Genomic DNA, 19,579 nt, shown 5'->3' on the forward strand with positions numbered 1-19,579 from the left:
TCAAGATCAATATGATCTTGATTCCTTTTTTGCATATTCGTATTGGCGCGGGCGGAAAGATTGCAACTCTGTCTAGAGGCGACTATGCTTAATGTATGAAATTACACAAAAGGAGAGAACACAGATGAAAGTAGAAGTATGGTCGGATTACGCATGTCCGTTTTGTTATATTGGGAAGCGTCGCTTAGAACAAGCGATTGCGAACGAAAAGTTAGATGTCGAGGTCGAATTCAAGAGCTTTGAACTCGATCCAGATGCACCAGCAGTACCGACACAAGGCTTATACGAAATTCTTGCGTCAAAATATGGAACGACTCTCGAGCAAGCACGGAATATGTCGCAAGGTGTCGTTGATACGGCACGTCAGGAAGGTTTGCACTACGAGATGGATCGTGTCATCCCAGCCAATACATTCGAGGCTCATCGCTTGACTCAATTCGCTAAAAAACATGGTAAGATGAATGCAGTATCAGAAGCCTTGTTCACAGCGTATTTCATTAATGGAGAAGATTTGAATGACCCAGCCATTTTGACACGGATCGCAGTAGATGCTGGACTTACTGAAGCAGACGTCACAGCGTTTCTTGCGTCAGAAGAGCTGGCGACAGATGTTCGAGAAGAAGAAGCGATGGCACAACAACTCGGAGTTCGTGGTGTACCGTTCTTCGTCTTCGACCGGAAATATGCGATTTCAGGCGCACAACCAGTAGAAGCATTCGAACAAGTCTTCGCGAAGATCCGCCAAGAACAAACACTTGAAGTCATCGCTGAAGGTGATGCGTGTGGTGTTGACGGCTGTAACTGATCACATTATGATTCCATCACAAAGGAGCACGAAACCCTTATGAAATTCATCTTCCATCCTGAGATTCGCGATGCGCGAATCAATCTCGCTGTCGAAGAATTCATCTTGAACAACCTGAACGTCAATGAAGAAGACTATTTCTTGTTTTATATCAACGGTCCATCGATCATCGTCGGAAAAAACCAGAACACGAACGAAGAAGTCAATTTGAAGTATGTCGAGGAAAACGGCATCCACGTCGTCCGTCGTCTTTCAGGTGGTGGCGCGGTGTATCATGACGAAGGAAACTTGAACTTCAGTTTCTTGACAAAAGATGACGGTGATTCGTTCAACAACTATAAAAAGTTCACGGAGCCAGTCGTACAAGCGCTGCATAAACTCGGTGTCGAAGCGGAGCTATCCGGACGAAACGATATTCATGTCGGAAGTCGGAAAATCAGTGGGAATGCCCAGTTCACGACGAAAGGACGGATGTTTAGTCACGGTACATTGATGCTCGATTCGAACATCGAAGAAGTCGTCAATGCGCTTATCGTCAGTGAAGAAAAGATGCGCTCTAAAGGCATTAAATCGGTCCGAAGTCGTGTCGCGAATATCTCGGAATTCCTGTCAGAACCGTTGACGATGGAACAATTCGTCGATCATCTCCTTGCTTCGATCTATGAAGGAAAAGAGATTGAACGGTATATCTTAACCGAAGAGGACTGGGATAAAGTACGTGCCATCTCAGCAGAACGTTATGGCAACTGGGAGTGGAATTTCGGAAAATCGCCGAAATTTGATGTCATTCATAAAAAACGCTTCCCGATCGGTACGATTGATTTCCGGCTGAACGTCAAAAAAGGCATCATTGAAGAAGCGAAGATTTATGGCGACTTCTTTGGTGTCGAGGATGCAGAAGAAATTGCGCGGGCGCTCGAAGGTTCACGCTATGATCGCGCGTCTCTTCGCGAAGTGCTCGGTCGGTACGAATTGAAAAAATACTTCGGCGCTGTCGAACTAGATGAAGTGCTAGACGTTTTAGCGTAAGTCTTTATGGGAAAACTCCTTCTATCAACTGCATAGGGGGAGTTTTTTTCATGGGCTATAATAAAGATAATTTTTTAGAAGGTTCGTTGACGGACTTTATTGATTTTGAACGGATTTCAGAAGGATTACCAAAAACGGAGGATGAACAGCCGTTACCATATTATGAGCGTGATGATTATAAGGCAGCAGGAAAATTAGAAGGAAAAGTCGCGATCGTCACGGGCGGCAACTCTGGCATCGGGCGTGCTGTCTCAATTGCTTATGTCCGTGAAGGAGCAAAAGTCGTCATCGCCTTCTACGGTGATCAAGAAGGAGCGGAAGAAACAAAAGCACGACTTGAGGAATTAGGCGGCGAAGTCCTACTTTCTAAAGGGGATATCGGAGATGCAGATTACTGTGAAACACTCGTCCAAAAAACAATCGATCGTTTCGGTCGCTTAGATATCATCGTCAACAATGCGAGTATGCAAAAACCAGAAGATAGTCTGAAGGACATCACAGACGAGTCGATGGAAAAGACGTTCAAGACGAATATCTTCGGAATGATGCGTCTTGCTCGTGCCGCGCTCCCGCACCTTTCACTCGGTTCTGCCATCATCAATACGACATCGTCGACGGCATACGAAGGAAACGCGCTTTTGATTGACTATTCTGCGACGAAGGGTGCAATCGTCAGCTTCACACGAAGTCTTTCGATGAACTTAGCGAAGGAAGGCATTCGTGTCAATGCTGTCGCACCGGGTCCGATCTGGACGCCGCTCATCACGGAAACGTTCCCGCATGAATCAGTCAAGACATTCGGGAAAAATACACCGATGGATCGCCCAGGGCAGCCGGCTGAGATGGCATCAGCATATGTTTTCCTCGCGTGTAACGATTCAAGTTATATGACAGGACAAGTCCTTCACTTAAACGGTGGCGTCATCGTCAACGGTTAAAAAGAAACTCTGTGAAAACGTTTCCAAAAAGTGTTACACTATCCATACGGTCGCTTTTGACTACGTATGGATTTTTTTTACGTAAAAAATGAATAGTCATTCATTCGAAAGGGGAATTTTGCTCATGCTTGGATTGATTCAATCCGTCGAAGAAACTGCTCGAACACATCCGGATTCAACGGCGTATGTGTTTGAGGACACGCAAGTCAGCTATCGTGAGTTTGTCGAGAAGTTTCACCGGGCAGCCGGTGCGCTTGAAGCGAACGGGATCCGAAAAGGCGATCATGTCGCGCTGATTTTAGGGAATAGCCCAGCATTCCTAGTGGCATATTACGCCATCATGAAACAAGGGGCAATCGCGATTCCGATCAACCCTACATACACACCGGATGAAATCGGGTATATCCTGATGAACGGTGATGTGAAGGGGATTTTAGGGATTGCACCGCTCGTCGAAGCTGCAAAAGATCGTCTCGTGCATTTACCGAATCTTAAGATTGTCGTCTCTGTTCCTTACGCGGATCAAGAAGGACCAAACGAAACACATCAACAAGTGACGTTCATCACGCTCGATCGCTGGCTCGAAATCGAACATCCCTTGACCGAAGTGACGAATGAACTGGACGACATCGCTGTCATTCTCTATACGAGTGGAACGACAGGAAAACCAAAAGGTGCGATGTTATCCCACCGTAATCTGTCGTCGAATGCGCGCTCGATTGGGGATTATCTACATGTATCCAGTAACGACCGGACACTTGCCGTATTACCGATGTTCCATGTCTTTTGTTTGACGGTCGTCGTCAATGCGTCACTCGCACATGGAGCGTCAATCATCATTGCTTCACGTTTTTCACCACAAGAGACGTTTGAGTTAGCGAAAAAAGAACAGGTGACGATTTTTGCGGGTGTACCGACGATGTATAATTTCTTACTGCAAACCGTGAAGGCTCATCCGGAATATGCGACCTATTTTGAATCAACACGTTTGTTCGTCTCAGGAGGAGCGAGTCTTCCAGTGCCGCTCCTTGAAGCATTTGATCGAACATTCCAATGTCATATCCTCGAAGGATATGGTTTATCGGAAGCATCACCCGTCACTTGTTTCAATCCGGTCAATGGTGTTCAAAAACCAGGCTCGATTGGAACATCGATCGTCGATGTCGAAAACAAAGTCGTCGATGAACTCGGACAAGAATTACCAGATGGTCAAGTCGGAGAATTGATCGTTCGGGGACCAAACGTCATGACCGGTTATTACAAGATGCCGGAAGAGTCGCAAGCGACGTTACGCGATGGCTGGTTATATACGGGTGATTTGGCTCGTCGAGATGAAGACGGGTATTTCTATATCGTCGATCGCAAAAAAGATATGATCATCGTCGGTGGGTACAACGTCTACCCGCGTGAAGTCGAAGAAGTCCTCTATCAGCATCCGAACGTCATCGAAGCCGCCGTCATCGGCATACCGGATGAGGAGATGGGCGAAGCTGTCAAAGCATTCGTTGTTGCTCGTGAGACGATGACGGAAGAGGAAACGCAGGCGTTCTGTGCTACATCACTCGCGAAATATAAATGTCCGACACAGATTGAGTTCATCGATCAATTACCTCGTAATACGACCGGGAAGATTTTACGGACCGTGTTGAAGAAACAACCGACGAATTCATGAGTGTCTCAAGAACTTCAGGTTTCTGAAGTTCTTTTTCTGTGCATAGACAAGAAGGAGGGGATACGAATGAATATCGCTTTGATTGCACATGATGAGAAAAAGGATGAGATGATGGGCTTTACACGGGCTTACGCCGCATTCTTTAAGAAAAATACATTATACGCGACAGGAACAACCGGACAACGGATCATGGAAGCAACCGATCTGCACGTCCATCGCTGTAAGTCAGGTCCGCTTGGCGGAGATCAGGAAATCGGAGCGCTGGTAGCACAAGGAAAAATCGATATCGTGATTTTTTTACGCGATCCACTGACGGCCCAACCGCATGAGCCGGACGTCTCGGCACTCATTCGATTATGTGACGTATACGATTTGCCGCTTGCGACGAATGTCGGAACTGCTGAAATTTTAATCAATGGCCTCGAACAAGGACAATTCGATTGGAAGGAAATCATTCGAAAACGCCATGAACTGGAACAACAAAAGTTTTTAGACGATTAATTTCATGAGAACGCTTCTCATTTTCGTTTGAGCGTGATATAGTCAGTTTGAGGATGATACTGATTATCAATTGCGATGGAAAAGGTGGCGAAGAAAATGGAGATTCTATTAATGACGGGTGTAACGGTATTGCTAGGAGGCGGCGTTGGATTTTTAACGCACGTCGTAAAAATGGAACGTCGTCAACAGGTAACACCTGTGACTTCAAAGAACGAGCAAGTAGCGTATCCAGCGCTCCGTCTCGTCAAATAATAGAAAATTTATGACTTCGCCTTTCTTTTCTTTTGAAAAGAAAGGTTTTTTTGAATTATTATCCACTCTCCCATAATTTTGCGGAATTCCTTTGATACACTGAAACAAAGCACATTAGTCGAGGAGTGAGAGCCATGCATACAATCTATTTAGTTGATGATGAAGTGAACTTGAACCGTGTACTCGTGAAATATTTGGAGCAAGAAGGATGGCAAGTGAAATCATTTACGTCTGGTGAGGCAGCGGCCTCTGCCATCGTTGAAAAGCCTGACTTATGGATTTTAGACATCATGCTACCGGATATGGATGGTTTTCAATTGATTAAACGGATCAAGGCACATGATGAGACGACACCTGTCATCTTCATCTCGGCTCGGGATGAGGACATCGATAAAATCATTGGTCTTGAGATGGGATCAGACGATTACATCGCAAAACCATTCCTTCCGCGAGAACTCGTCATCCGCGTCAAAAAGATTTTGGCACGAACGTATGCGACACCAAAGAGTGGTGTCATCCAATACGGTGATTATATGATTTATCCAGAGAAAAGAATCATCGAAGAGAATGGTCAAGAAATCGATTTGACGTCGAAAGAGTACGATTTGTTGATTTTATTCGCTACACAAATCGGGACGCCGATGTCACGCGAGCAGATTCTCGTCAGCGTCTGGGGTGACGATTATTTCGGTTCGGACCGAGTCGTCGATGATCTCGTTCGTCGCGTCCGTAAAAAATTATCGAAACTCGAGCTCGAAACGATTTACGGGATCGGTTATCGCTTGGTGTCTGCATGAAAAACCGCAGTCTCGGATTCCAGATTTGGGCGATGTTTCTGCTCGTCATCGTCACGCTTTCTGCGGTCATTCTCTTGGTCATCCGGTCATCGATCGGAAATTTCATCGATGAACAGGTCTATGCGACACTTGAGAATAGCGAAGTCTTCTTCTCGAAAGATGCTTCTGTCATCGAGATGCTTCAGGATAATCCGATCGAATTCGACCGCCGAAAACAGGAGTCCCGTTCTGTTAATATCCTACTCCTTTCTAAAAACGGAAAGCTCTATTACGGTGGAGCGCCACAACAACTGATCAATCAGATGTACCGTGATGCGATTGATCAAAAAACAGTTACGGCAAAGTATACAACGCGTCTTGATAAAGAAGACGTCTATTACAGTATTCGAAAAATCGAGGATAGTGGTGAAACCTACTATCGTGTCTCTTATGTTTGGGATGCGTATCGGCAAGAACTGATTACGCAGTTATTCTCCAAAATCGGATTCGTCGTCATCATTGGGAGTATCTTTACGTTATTCATTGCCTTTTGGTTAGCGCGACGTTTGACACATCCACTCGTTGAGATCGAGGGAGCGGTTGGGAAAATTGCGGCTCAAAAGTGGGATACACCACTTCCGCTTGACCGTGGGGATGAGATTGGACGACTCGCACGATCGGTCGATGCGATGCGAATGGATCTTGAAAAACAAGATAAGGCACAAAAATCATTACTTCAAAACATCTCCCATGATTTGAAGACGCCGATCATGGTCATCCGAAGTTATGCCCAGTCTATCTCAGACGGGATTTATCCTGATGGTGATTTGACCGGATCCGTATCCGTCATTGATGAAGAAGCGGAACGATTAGAGAAAAAAGTCGCGGCTTTACTCTACGTCACGAAGCTCGACTATTTCGAGCTCGATCGTTCGACGTGGGACAATGTTGACATCGACCGGATGGTGCATCTGTTGAAAAATCGCTTTTCCGGGACGAAGTCACTTGACTGGCATGTCAGTGGAGAAGCAGGAATCGTTCTTGGTGAAGGAGAGCAGTTACGTGTTGCGCTCGAAAATGTCATGGACAATGCGATTCGTTATGCCGAAACACGAATTGATATTCGACTGTCCGGAACAGCGGATCAGGTTCATATCGAAATCGAAAATGATGGACCACCGCTTGACGCCTCCTCGCCACTGTTCCATCAATTCTCACGTGGTAAGGAAGGGAAGTTCGGTTTAGGTCTTTATATTGTCAAACGGATCGTCGAGCGTCATGACGGGACGGTCGCAATCGAGAATCGCTCTGCGGGAAATGGAGTCGGAAAAGTTTGTGTGATTTTTAATTTTCCAAGGCACTTCATCGAACAAATGGAGAATCAAAATGAAAGTAAGACAGAGAAATATTAAAAACGGGATCTTTGGATCTCGTTTTTTTCATTAGGAAATAACTAGCAGGACTAAACAACATAACTGATTATTTGATATAACCAATGTAGTCCAGGAAGGGAGCGAAGAATATGTCATACCCAGTTACGGAAGAAACGTTAGCCTTGATCCCGCAATATGGTCAGTACGGAGAGCCGCAGACACTCGTTATCAAGGAACATTCTGAAAGCATTTTAGATGGTCATCCGATTAAATTAATTGAAGAATCCTGTTTGTATTTTGGTTCGTCGATGCGTGGAAGAATTGAAGCAGCGCGGCATATTCTTGGTCCGAACCGAAAGACACCTGTTTTAGTGGATTGGCAAGCACAGACGATTTTCTTTCCAACGACCGCAAAAGAAAAGGCAGAATGTATTTGGATTAATTTTAAACAGATGAAGACTGTTCAGAAAAAATCGGGAAAAGTACAAGTCGAATTTCAGACCGGGCAATGTATCGATACGGATGCCTCGGCATACAGCATCGAGCGACAACGGATTAAAACGCTGGAACTGGCGTATGAAATGCAACGTCGTTTTCAATTGCCGGAGTTTAAGAATCGGTGAAAAGTGGAAACACATAACAGGAATCTTACTTACGTAAGGAGAAACAGTAGAGAGAGAAATCATAGGGAGGTGAAGCGGTAACTTTTACCGCGACACGATGAATGAATCATACGAATGGTTAAATCGCCGAAAACTACAGCCTGGATTTGGTGCGACTGGAGGCAGACGCTTTATCAGTTCCCGCATCGTACGTCCGGAAAATACACCGGGTAAACGAATCAAAGGAATTAAACGGGCACGACAATTGGTCGTCGATGATGCTGGAAATCGCCGTTGGGTCACGAAACGCATCGTTGTGACGGATGCTGCGAAACACGTCACGATGAACCGTCGGACATCTATCGCCTTGAAGGAGACGAATGAGTCGCGCCTAGAGCAAGTCAAACAAAAACTAGCATCTAACAAAAAGGTCTTATTACCGATCTTAGCGGCAACAGGGATCGCTGTCGCAGGTGGGGTCCTTGCTTACGTCCTTCGTCGGAAGAAAAAACAATCTGATCAATAAAAATAAGCCGTTCTCCAATCGGAGGACGGCTTATTTCATGCATTACAAGAATCGTTTTCGTAAAGATGTCGAGAGTGCTTTTTCTGCGATTTCTTCTAGTTCCGTCAAGTTTGTCGGATCAAAGCTATCATTGTAGAAACGACCTACGAAGTCGACACGGTCGTAATCGAGTTCCTTGAAAATCAAGTGTTTATGGTCGTCATAAAAAACGACACGATAGTAATCAGATCCGCGTTCAAGGGTTACGAGACCTTTGATGTGATCCAATTTTTTTTGTTCTTCGGTTTGCTCTTCCTCGAGCGTGTCATCCTCGTTCGTCGATGCTTCGGCTTGCTCGATCGCATTCTTTACGAGTTCAGGTCGTTGTTCTTGTTCTTCCGTCATGTTTTATCGCCTCCATTTATTATTTTACATGGAAATGGACAGATGAGAAAGAAAAATCCCTCAGTCCATCTGGTGTGCTTCACAAACGCGTAGTACATTCATCGCGCCAATTCGTAATCGATCGAGTAGTTGAAGTCGTGCTTCTTCATTTGGAATTGTATCAAGAGCAGCTACTTCCATCAGTTCCAACCAACGGATGGCATGTTCTTTTTGAATCGGTAATAACCGGTGAATCATCGCTAAACTCGCCGGCGGTTGATCCGGGTCGCGCGGTCCCCCTGTCAATTGGGTCAAGAAGACGAGTTGTGCCTGTTCGACACGTTGTCGATCGTCAGGGAACAACGGTCGCAACAGTGAATCATGGTAGACTTGATGATAGAACGAGCGAACCAAGGATGTGAGTACATGCTCGCCTCCGATGGTTTCGTAAAGTGACAAGGAGCATCACCTGCCTTACATAGGATGTGTCCTGATTATAGCAAATTTATACGTAGAAGACATGCGCCAAAAACAGTACATTTGTTCTTGTTTATGAGATACTAAGAGTAAAGAAAAACGAGGAGGAGGTTTTCTTGATGAACCATATGCATATTGGTCGTGCCGGTAGTGGGAAAACGACACAATTGATCGAGCGCGTCGTACAAGAACTCGAGCAACGACCATTAGGGGAGAAGATGTATTTCATCGTTCCAGATCAGATGTCATTTGAAATGGAGCGGCGGATTGCGACAGATGAACGGATAGCAGGTCTTGTTCGTCTTGAGGTCATGAGTCTACGGCGCTTTGCGTTTCATATTTTACGCGATTACGGGAATCAAGCGATTCCATTTCTTGATGAGACGGGGACACAGCTATTACTGCGACAGGTCGTTGAGGAATCAGAAGACGAACTGAAGATTTTTAAACGAACTAAAAACATGCCAGGATTTTTCCAAGGACTTGATGAGCTCATTGCGTCGTTTAAACGTTCGTTGATTGAGCCAGACATGTTGCGTCAAGTGAGTGATCGCTCTCTCGAACGGTCACCGAAATTAAACGACCTTGCGTTGATTTATGAGCGCTTTACGGAACGAATTGTCGATAAAGCACTCCATGCAGACGATTACTATACGACGTTACTCGAATTACTTCCCAAAGCGCGACTGGATCAAGCGACGATCATCGTCGACGGATTTTATGAATTTTCGCTCCAGGAACAACAAGTTTTACTCGCCTTGATGCAACAAGTGGCTGAAATGCATATTAGTTTTACAATGGACGCAACGGATCCTTATGCGAAACAAACTTCTTTTGGTGTGTCTCAGCGATGCTACATGCAGTTGATCGGTCAAATGCAGGAGCTGTCGATTCCATACGAAGAAATCTTGTATGATCAACCAATCAAGTTTCAATCAGAAGGGCTACGACATTTGGAGCAGGCCTTGTTGAAGCCGGGATATCCTCCTGTCGATCATGACATTGACGGCTTTCAGATGACAGCTGCAGTTAACCGTCAAGTTGAAGCAGAATCAGCCGTGCGGAAAGCGATTCAACTCGTTCGACAAAAAGGGTATCGCTTTCATGAGATGGCATTCGTCGTGCGACATCTTGAGCCGTATGCGGATCACTTGGAACGAGCCTTCCACATGTATGATGTTCCATATTTCTTGGATCAACGTGAGTCGATGGTTCATCATCCGCTTGTTGACTTGATTCAATCCGCTTTAGACATCGTGACATCAGGTTATCGGGAAGAAACAGTCTTTCGTTTACTGAAGACGGAGCTCTTGCCGATTCCCGCAGAAGATGCGCGTCTAGCGCTCGATCGTTTCGAGACGTTCGTGCTCGAACGCGGCATCAAAGGATCGATGTGGCAACAACCGTGGCAATTAAAGCGACGCTTAGCAGAGGAAGTTCGCTTAACGGAAGAGGAGCTTGCGCAAGAAGAAGAACTGAACCATTTACGAACATTCGTCGTCGACTTGATTGAACCGTTGCACCGTAGGTTAAAGCAGGCGAAGACGATGAGCGCGTATACGAAAGGTCTTTATCAATTCCTCGAAGAACAAAAAATTGCAGAGCGTTTAATGGAATGGCGTAAGCAGGCACTAGAGCAGGATCAGTTACTTGTTGCCCGAGAACATGATCAAGTATACGAAGCGATACTTCATCTATTCGAACAGCTAGAAGCTGCTGCGCCTGAGCATACGTTATCGACGGAGCTGTTCGTTCAGATGGTCGAGACAGGACTTGAGAGCCTTCGTTTTGCACTTGTTCCGCCATCGCTCGATCAAGTGATCGCGACGGACTATGTCCGTGGACGATTACAACGAGTAAAAGTCGTCTTTTTACTGGGAGCGAATGATGGTCTGATTCCGTTCGTTCAAGATCAATCAAAGTTACTGTCCGAAAATGATCATGACTTTTTACATGAACATGGTATTCCGGTTGGGAAAGCGTCTCTTGATGTGTTTGATGATGAGCTGTTTTACCTGTATCAAGGGATGATGGCTCCAAGTGAAGCCTTGTATGTCAGTTACGCACTTGTCGATGAAGAAGGAAAGGCGCTTCAGCCGGCAGCGATCACAAAACAATTAAAGCGACAACTGTTGCTCGATCGTCCGATCAAAACACACTTTGCAGAAGCTGGGGAACACGCACCGCAAGAACAACTTGATTTCGTAACGAGTCCAGATCGCGCGGCAGCAGCGACAGCGATTGAACTCCGGCGTCTTCAACGACGTTATCCGATTCAACCGATTTGGTTCGAAGTGTACAACACGCTTCTCGAAAATGGACAGGGACGTGAACGGATGGGGTTATTCTCGAGTGCCTTGTTCTATCAAAATAAAGCGGAAGCCTTGCCGGAAGGGTTGGCGCATCGTTTATATGGTGATTCACTGCAAGCGAGCGTTTCGCGTTTTGAGACCTATAACGCCTGCTCGTATAAGCATTTTGCCCGATACGGACTTCGCTTACGCGAGCGAAAGCTGTATAAATTTGAAGCACCAGACATCGGAAATCTGTTCCACGGTGCATTAAATGATCTGTCGCTCAGTATTAAAGCTTCCGGACGACACTGGCGAGAGGTCGATGGCGAGACGTGCGGGACACTTGCGAAGGAAGCTGTCGAAAAGGTGACACCGGAAATTCAGAATGCGATTTTGATGAGTTCGAGTCGGTTCGGGTATATCAAGAAAAAATTGACGGATGTCGTGGAGCAAACAGCTAAAATGCTTGTTGAACAAGCAAAACGAACAGATTTTGAACCCGACTTATTTGAAATCAGTTTTGGGAACGCGACGTTCCCACCATTACGCTTTACGTTACCGGATGGAACAGAAATTGAATTCACGGGTCGCATCGACCGGATTGATCAGGCGACGATCGGTGATCAGCTATACGTTCGAATCATTGATTACAAATCGAGTGCTCGAGGACTGGATTTTGCGGAAATCTATTATGGGCTTGCGATTCAGATGTTGTTGTATTTGAAGACGGTCGTGGAGCAGTCGGAGTTGCTCTATCAGCGGCAGGCAAAACCAGCTGGTGCGTTATATTTCCACGTCAAAAACCCGATGTTACGGGGCGATTTATCGGCTGACGAAGAAGAGCGCAACCAACTGTTACTCGAGTCCTATCAAATGCAAGGCGTCATTCTCGAGAATGACGAGGTACTACGAGCGATGGATCATATTGCGTACGATGAACGAAAAAAATCACCGCTCGTCAAAGTGACATTCACAAAAAACGGACTGCATAAGACGCAGACGAAAGGTGTCGTACAAGAGGAAGATTTATCAGCGCTGATGGATCATGCATGGGAGGCATTAAAAGACAGCAGTCAAGATATCTATGATGGGGATATCGCCATCAATCCATTCGATTATCAGGAACGGACACCGTGTAGTTTTTGTGAGTATCGTTCAGTCTGTCAGTTCGATGAATCGCTTGGGAATCAGTATCGCCCATTAAAACCGATGTCTGAAAAAGAGGTACTGGAACGGTTGAAGGAGGAAGAAGAATGAGCGTGCGTTGGACGGAAGAACAACAACAAGCCATTTCAGCTAGAGGTGGACATATCCTCGTCTCAGCGGCAGCGGGATCAGGGAAGACAGCGGTCCTCGTTGAACGGCTGACGCAACGATTGATTGATCCCGAAGATGAGCTGTCGGCTGATCGGATTCTCGTCGCTACCTTTACGAATGCGGCAGCACGTGAGATGAAGACGCGAGTCATCGAGGTCATGGACCAGCGCATCAAAGAGGCACCTGATGATTTGTATTTGAAAAAACAGCGTCAATTGATGAACCGGGCACAAATTACAACGATTCATTCGTTCTGTTTGTCGATTCTCCGCGAGAATTATTACCGGATTGGTTTAGATCCTGCGTTTCGAATTGCCGATGAATCTGAATTACTGTTATTGCAAGACGATGTCTTAGAAGCGGTCTTTGAGTCCTTTTATGCTTCTGAGGACCCGGGATTCTATGATTTGATTGATAGTTATACGTCAGATCGCGATGATCAAGCCATGCTGACACTGATTTCGAATCTCTATCGGTTTTCCCGTTCCTTACCGGATCCGGAAGCTTTTTATGCACATTTAATCAGTCAGTACGATCAGCCGATTGACCCGGATGATTCTCCACTCATGCAACGACTAGTCGAATTAGAGTGGGAAAGTCTCTCGAATGTATTAGGACGTTACCGAGAACTTGCTTTTGAGCTGGAGCAGTCTGGTTATACGGAAATGGGACAGATGATGCTTCAGGACATTGCTCCTTTTACCTCGCTTGAGACGTCGGCACGCCACTGGTCGATGGTTGCGCTTGCTTTTCAAGCAGTAGAGTTCGGTCGCTGGAAGAGTCCACGCGGGGATGAAGGAATCAAACCGTTTCAAGCAGAGCGGACGCGACTCGTAGCGGAGTTCAAGAAAATGAAAGAGCTGTTCGTCCAAAAGACTGGTGTTGATTACTTGGAGGACTTGCGGTCGCAGCTTCGACACGTGGAGACGATCGTGACACTCGTACGTCAATTTGCAAGCGATTATCTCGAAGCGAAACAACAACGTGGTATCGTCGATTTTTCGGATCTTGAACATTTTGCATTAGAGATTTTGACGGACGAAGGACAACCGTCAGACGTGGCAAAACTTCTGAAGGAACGCTTCGTTGAAGTACTGGTCGACGAATATCAAGATACGAACGAGGTTCAGGAACGCATCATCCAATTGGTCTCGAAAACGGATGAGGCGACAGGAAATCTATTCATGGTCGGTGATGTCAAACAATCCATCTATAAATTTCGTCATGCAGAGCCAGGATTGTTCCTTGAGAAATTCAAACGATTCCAACAGACCGACGTTGGAACACGGATCGATTTAACAAAAAACTTTCGGAGTCGTCTTGAGGTGCTGGATGGAACGAATCAAATCTTCCGCCAAGTGATGGATGAGACGGTCGGGGAGATTGATTACGATGAAGCCGCGCACCTTCGACTTGGGAATCTGAGTTATCTCGAATCGGAGCAAGTGGCACCTGAATTACTTTTGATTGATCCACTTGATAGTGAAAAGGAAGAGGTTGAAGCACGAGCAATTGCAACGCGAATTTTAGAACTCGTTGATTCGAAGCATCCACATCTGATTTACGATGCGAAAGCGAACCGATTCCGGACCTGTGAATACCGCGACATCGTCGTCTTAGCACGGTCGCGTGGTAAGCGTGTCCAAGCGCTTGTCGAAGTGCTCGAACAGTATGAGATTCCGGTCTATGCGGATACGACAGGTGGATACTTCCAAGCGACGGAAATTCAAATCATGATGGCATTGCTCAAGACGATCGATAATCCGCTTCAAGACATCCCATTCGCGAGTTTGTTACGATCGCCGATTTTTGGGGTGGCGGATCGAGATTTAGGACGGATTCGAGCAAAACAAAAAGAAGGAAGCTTTTATGAGGCAGCGCTAGCAATGGCGGCAGAGGAATCATCACTCGGAATTCGAATGGATGAAATCATCCGTCAGATTCAATCATGGCGAACTGAAGCGCGTGGGAGTGCCCTACCTGCCTTCATTCGATCGCTCTTTGATCAGACCGGCTATTTTGAGTACGTCGGCTGTCTCGCCGGAGGAAAAAGTCGTCAAGCCAACTTAAACGCTTTATATGAGCGAGCGAAGCAATATGAGACGTCCGGTTATCGTGGTCTCTATCGTTTCCTTCGTCTGATCAATCGATTAATTGAACGAGGAGAAGACTTCGCAGAAGCCCGTTCGCTTGGAGAAGACGAGGACGTCGTTCGCATCATGACAATCCACCAATCAAAAGGACTCGAGTTCCCCGTGACGATCGTCAGCCAATTGACGAAGCAATTCAATAAACAGGATCAAATGCAGGCGATTCAGTTGCATAAGACGTATGGTATTGCCCTGGATGCGATTGATCCGATTCGTCGTTTGCGATCTGGGACACTCTTAAAAGAAGTCATCCGCCGGGAAATGGATCGAGAGATGAAGGCAGAAGAGATGCGCGTCTTGTATGTTGCGATGACTCGAGCGAAGGAAAAGTTGATTCTCGTCGGAACAGTCAAGGACTTAGAAAATCAAATGATGACTTGGCAGATGACGCCACCAGATGAAGTCTTACTACCTGAAAATGACCGGCGCCAAGCGAAGAGTTATGCGGAATGGGTCGTTCCGGCAGTCTTACGCAGTGGTTTACTACGTCCGGATGAGACGGATTGGTCGCTTCGTGTGATGTCGTTAGAGGAGTTAGCACCGTATCAAGAAATCTCAACACTCGTGGAGCAACTTGAACACGTCCAGAAGCTTGAAAAAATCGATGTGCCGATTAATTCGCAAGTCAAAGAAATTGTCGAAGCGGCATTTTCATATCAGTATCCGCATGCACTTGCGACAGAGACGGCAGCAAAACAGACCGTCACGGAACTGAAGCGGGCGGAACAGCTAGAACGTGCAGCATTCGAAACGACATATCGCCAGACGACGTATTACCGTACGCCACAATTCCTCGGACCTGTTTTAAGTGGAGCGGAACGAGGAACGGTCTTACACCTAGCGATGCAATTGTATGAACCGGACGAATCGATTTCGCAACAAATTGATCAATGGGAAGCGACGGAACGAATTACGCCGATTGAAGCGACGACGATGCGGGAAGCGACAGCACAGTTACAAGGGTTCCTCGACTCTGAAATCGGACAATTGTTCAGCGAACGATTACGGACGAACCACGTCTATCGGGAGTTGCCGTTCACATATAAGATCGGGGCATCGCGTTTCCGGAAAGACTGGACAGGTCCAGTGGATGACGCAGTCATGCAAGGAATCGTCGACTGTTTGATTCAGGATGGGGAGTCATATATCTTGCTCGATTATAAATCGGATCAAATCGTCACGACAGAAGTCGGACAGACACCTGCTGATGTGTTACGGGATCGATACGCAACTCAGTTGAATCTGTATCAAGAAGCGTTAGAAGCGATTCTTCATATTCGAATTTCACGCAAGGTCATCTATGCGTTTGCTTTAGAAGAAACGATTGATTTAATTTAAATTACTGAGACCTTCCTCATCCTCCTACTTTAGGTAGAGATGAGGGAGGTTTTAGTATGGGTCGAAAGAGGGATGAAGAAGAAGGAGGTAAAATCAGTTTCTGAAGTGATTTCCGTTTCTTATTGTGAAGGAACTGTGTAAAATAAAGAAGATATGTCACTTTGATGATGGATAATTTTGGGAGGTTTTAATAGATGGCGCGTATTTTATTAGCAGAAGACGAAGATGTCTTACGCATGTTAGTACTCGATACACTAGAAGATGAAGGATATACGATTGACGAAGCGACGGACGGTGACGAAGCGTATCAAAAAATCATGAACGCTGAGTATGATCTCGTTTTACTCGATTACATGATGCCTGGAATGACAGGGATTGAAGTCATCGAAAAAGTCCGACAACATCCAGATAAGCAACACTTAAAAATCATGATGTTGACGGCTAAAAGTCAACAATCAGACCGCGAACGAGCAGAAGAAATCGGAGCGAATTACTTTTTCTCGAAGCCCTTTAGTCCGTTAGAACTGATTGATGTCGTGGGAGGAATACTGAGTGATCACCAAGTGGATTAATCGAAAAATCGGACGTCAACTCATGGCCTCCTTTTATGTCGTATTAGCTACATTGATGATTTCATCATTGATCGTCTACAACTACACCGATACGAAACTGCAGGCGACTCGGGCGAAATTAGAAGATATCCGTGACCGGAGTGCACGTGCGGGTGCTTTATGGGAAGAGTGGCAGGATGTCCAGTTCAACATGCGCGGTTATGCCTTGATGGGGAATGGTGATCTATACAATCAAGTCATGGCTCAACAAGATAAGATTGATCAGCAAACAGAATGGTTCGAAAAAAATGCGATTTATGATCAAGGAAAGGCATTCGCCCAGTCCTCGAGAGAATTGTATGGTTATTATTTCGATGCGATTTTGCCGCTTATTCAATCGTATGTCGAAGCGAAAGAATCTGGAGATGTCACGGAATCCTTCTTAAAAGGAACAACACTTGCTGAACTGCCACTTGGTCAGCGATTATTAGCTGAAGGTAAGATTCAATTAGATGCTCAAGGAAACATTGATGTACTCTCGGAAATCAATAAGAGCGAGCTAGCACTCGGCGGTTATCGTGAATTTTTAGAGGATTGGGCACAACGGACGAGCGACCAACTGGAACGGGAAATCCGGACGACACAGCTGATTTGGTTAGCGAATATCGTCGTCTTACTTGCCGTCTTGATTTTCTTTATTTATCCGTTTATCCGCCGCATCACGATGGAATTATTATCTCTCGTCAAGAACAGTCAACGGCTTGCGAACGGTGAAGATGTTTCGAGCGTCAAAGTACCGAATCGTAAAGATGAAATCGGAATTCTGGCGTTATCCTTCAATCAGATGGCAAGTTCGATTTCCGAGAACAAGCAGCATTTATTAGCGAAAAATGAAGAATTACAAGCGCAACAGGAAGAATTGCAAGCACAGCAGGAAGAATTACAAGCACAGCAAGAAGAACTCGAAGAAGCATTAGAGCTGACGATGCGGAATGAGCAACATCTGCAGTATCGGAATGATTTGACAGAAACGCTCGCGGCGCGTGAGTCGTTGACTGCTTATCCGGAAATCATCGAGAAGCTCGTCACGATCACGGATTCTGAGATTGGTGCATTAGTATTTGTTGATGAAGAAGATAGTTATTCTGTCGTTACGTATGGAATGACGGATGAATTGGCAGAACAGCTGCTTCAAAACGATGCGTCTCTCTTAAAACGAGCTGAGTCACTAAAGTCACCTGTTCATTCTTCTAAACAAGTCGCAAGCAATCATCCATTGCCATATCCGTACTATATGTACGAAACAGCTGTACCGATTCTCGACCCCACTGCAGATGATATCATTGCGTACATCTACCTTGTCCGTTACCGCGATCAGTTTACGAACGAACAGATGCGTGATGTCATGTCCTTCTCCCGCCAATTATCGCTATCGCTTTTACGGATGCGTCTGTTTGACGAGATGACGAAAGAGAAAACGAAGACGGAGCGGATTCTCGATTCGATTCGAGAGGCCGTCATCTATCTTGAACCGGGTAAAGAAGAGGTCTTCGTCAATCGACCATTATACGATTTATTCCCGGAATTACGTTATGGTGTCCAGACTGAACAGGAGACATTGCAAACGTGCTTAGAAGTCATTCGATCCGTTGTCGACGAACCAGAAGTCTTTAGCCGTTATGTTGATGCAGTTCTGCGTGGAGAATTACCGACTGATAGTTTACAGTTCTCGATTCGAAACGAAACGGTATTCATTCAATTTTATGTCGAGGTGATCCACATCCATCACGTACATAAAGGAACGATGCTCGTCATGCGTGATGTGACGAAAGAGACTGAAATGGATCGTTTGAAATCAGAACTCGTTTCAACTGTCTCTCATGAACTTCGGACGCCACTCTCTTCGATTTACGGATTTACAGAACTCATGCTCAACCGAGACATCGAAGAGTCGCGCCAAGATCGATATTTGCGGACGATCCATTCCGAAACGGAACGTCTTGCGAATCTCGTCAATGATTTCTTAGATGTCCAGCGCATGGAGTCGGGCACACAATCGTATAAAAAAGCATCCGTGAACATCTATACGATTGCTGAAGAAACGACACAATTTTATGCGGCTTCGACACAGGCTCATCGGATTACGTTCCGTCACGAGGGAAATCAGTTGCCTGTCATTGAAGCAGACGAAGAAAAAATCAGACAGTTGCTCAATAATTTATTGAATAATGCGGTGAAATATTCACCATCTGGTGGTGCGATCGATGTCGTACTCACGACATCACTTGATCAAGTCATTCTTCAAGTTCGAGATGAGGGAATCGGAATTCCAGAACAATCGCTGAGTCGTCTATTCGAAAAGTTCTATCGCGTCGATAACTCGGATAGTCGAAAAATTGGTGGGACTGGTCTAGGACTAGCTATCTGTAAGGAAATCGTCACGGGTCATGGTGGAGAAATTCATGTCGAGTCAGTCGTGAAGGAAGGTAGTCTTTTTACCGTCAAATTCCCACTTGTCCAGTCTACACATGTGACAATCTCCTGAAAAAACCATATATCAACAAAATAACACTAGGTGTTCGTCCTGAAATCAGATACGATGAAATAGGAAAAGA

Annotated in this window: 16 protein-coding genes; 14 read left to right on the plus strand and 2 right to left on the minus strand. The window is 45.7% G+C overall.

Features of this window, described 5'->3' with window-relative positions:
• Positions 1-124 precede the first annotated feature (124 nt).
• The 10 genes from EXW93_RS03625 to EXW93_RS03670 all read left to right on the plus strand — a co-directional run bounded on the left by EXW93_RS03625 (position 125) and on the right by EXW93_RS03670 (position 8,474).
• A complete protein-coding gene (locus EXW93_RS03625) occupies positions 125-805 on the plus strand; it encodes a DsbA family oxidoreductase (RefSeq protein WP_023467374.1) in 681 nt (226 codons plus the stop codon).
• A 39-nt stretch (positions 806-844) separates the two neighbouring features.
• The gene (gene lplA, locus EXW93_RS03630) at positions 845-1,834 is read left to right on the plus strand and encodes a lipoate--protein ligase (protein ID WP_174316039.1); all 990 of its coding nucleotides are present in this window, start codon (positions 845-847) and stop codon (positions 1,832-1,834) included.
• A 50-nt stretch (positions 1,835-1,884) separates the two neighbouring features.
• Positions 1,885-2,772, plus strand: coding sequence for an SDR family oxidoreductase (locus tag EXW93_RS03635; RefSeq protein ID WP_023467377.1), 888 nt, complete (start codon positions 1,885-1,887; stop codon positions 2,770-2,772).
• Between the two features lie 124 nt (positions 2,773-2,896).
• The gene (locus EXW93_RS03640) at positions 2,897-4,444 is read left to right on the plus strand and encodes a fatty acid--CoA ligase family protein (RefSeq protein ID WP_174316040.1); all 1,548 of its coding nucleotides are present in this window, start codon (positions 2,897-2,899) and stop codon (positions 4,442-4,444) included.
• Between the two features lie 66 nt (positions 4,445-4,510).
• A complete protein-coding gene (gene mgsA / locus EXW93_RS03645) occupies positions 4,511-4,945 on the plus strand; it encodes a methylglyoxal synthase (RefSeq protein WP_023467379.1) in 435 nt (144 codons plus the stop codon).
• 96 nt (positions 4,946-5,041) lie between these two features.
• Entirely contained in the window at positions 5,042-5,197 is a 156-nt protein-coding gene (locus tag EXW93_RS03650; protein ID WP_174316041.1) for a hypothetical protein, read from the plus strand.
• 134 nt (positions 5,198-5,331) lie between these two features.
• Positions 5,332-5,994 carry a response regulator transcription factor gene (locus EXW93_RS03655; protein ID WP_023467381.1) on the plus strand — a complete coding sequence of 221 codons (663 nt, stop codon included), beginning with the start codon at positions 5,332-5,334 and terminating at the stop codon, positions 5,992-5,994.
• Positions 5,991-7,385: a HAMP domain-containing sensor histidine kinase gene (locus EXW93_RS03660; protein WP_058712901.1), complete on the plus strand. Its 1,395-nt coding sequence runs from the start codon at positions 5,991-5,993 to the stop codon at positions 7,383-7,385. The genes EXW93_RS03655 and EXW93_RS03660 overlap by 4 nt, the downstream gene beginning before the upstream one ends.
• Before the next feature lie 110 nt (positions 7,386-7,495).
• The gene (locus tag EXW93_RS03665; RefSeq protein ID WP_035398461.1) at positions 7,496-7,969 is read left to right on the plus strand and encodes a competence protein ComK; all 474 of its coding nucleotides are present in this window, start codon (positions 7,496-7,498) and stop codon (positions 7,967-7,969) included.
• Positions 7,970-8,066: 97 nt separating this feature from the next.
• Entirely contained in the window at positions 8,067-8,474 is a 408-nt protein-coding gene (locus EXW93_RS03670) for a hypothetical protein (protein WP_023467385.1), read from the plus strand.
• Positions 8,475-8,516: 42 nt separating this feature from the next.
• Here EXW93_RS03670 and EXW93_RS03675 read toward each other — a convergent pair whose 3' ends face one another.
• Both EXW93_RS03675 and EXW93_RS03680 read right to left on the minus strand, forming a co-directional pair.
• A complete protein-coding gene (locus tag EXW93_RS03675; protein ID WP_023467386.1) occupies positions 8,517-8,858 on the minus strand; it encodes a hypothetical protein in 342 nt (113 codons plus the stop codon).
• A 60-nt stretch (positions 8,859-8,918) separates the two neighbouring features.
• Positions 8,919-9,296: a truncated hemoglobin gene (locus EXW93_RS03680; RefSeq protein ID WP_035398458.1), complete on the minus strand. Its 378-nt coding sequence runs from the start codon at positions 9,294-9,296 to the stop codon at positions 8,919-8,921.
• A gap of 137 nt (positions 9,297-9,433) precedes the next feature.
• On the opposite strand from EXW93_RS03680, the gene addB reads away from it, so the two are divergent.
• From addB to EXW93_RS03700, 4 genes are all read left to right on the plus strand, one after another.
• On the plus strand, positions 9,434-12,865 hold the full coding sequence (gene addB, locus EXW93_RS03685) for a helicase-exonuclease AddAB subunit AddB (protein ID WP_058712900.1): 3,432 nt from the start codon (positions 9,434-9,436) through the stop codon (positions 12,863-12,865).
• Positions 12,862-16,413 (plus strand): helicase-exonuclease AddAB subunit AddA, encoded by a 3,552-nt coding sequence (addA, locus tag EXW93_RS03690; RefSeq protein ID WP_058712899.1) that lies wholly within the window; start codon positions 12,862-12,864, stop codon positions 16,411-16,413. The genes addB and addA overlap by 4 nt, the downstream gene beginning before the upstream one ends.
• Before the next feature lie 194 nt (positions 16,414-16,607).
• The gene (locus EXW93_RS03695) at positions 16,608-16,985 is read left to right on the plus strand and encodes a response regulator (protein WP_023467390.1); all 378 of its coding nucleotides are present in this window, start codon (positions 16,608-16,610) and stop codon (positions 16,983-16,985) included.
• Complete coding sequence (locus EXW93_RS03700) at positions 16,966-19,509, plus strand: HAMP domain-containing sensor histidine kinase (protein ID WP_023467391.1); 2,544 nt, start codon at positions 16,966-16,968, stop codon at positions 19,507-19,509. Before EXW93_RS03695 ends, EXW93_RS03700 begins: the two co-directional genes overlap by 20 nt.
• Positions 19,510-19,579 lie beyond the last annotated feature (70 nt).

The organism is Exiguobacterium sp. JMULE1 (assembly GCF_013337175.1).
Taxonomy (GTDB): Bacteria; Bacillota; Bacilli; order Exiguobacteriales; family Exiguobacteriaceae; genus Exiguobacterium_A; species Exiguobacterium_A indicum.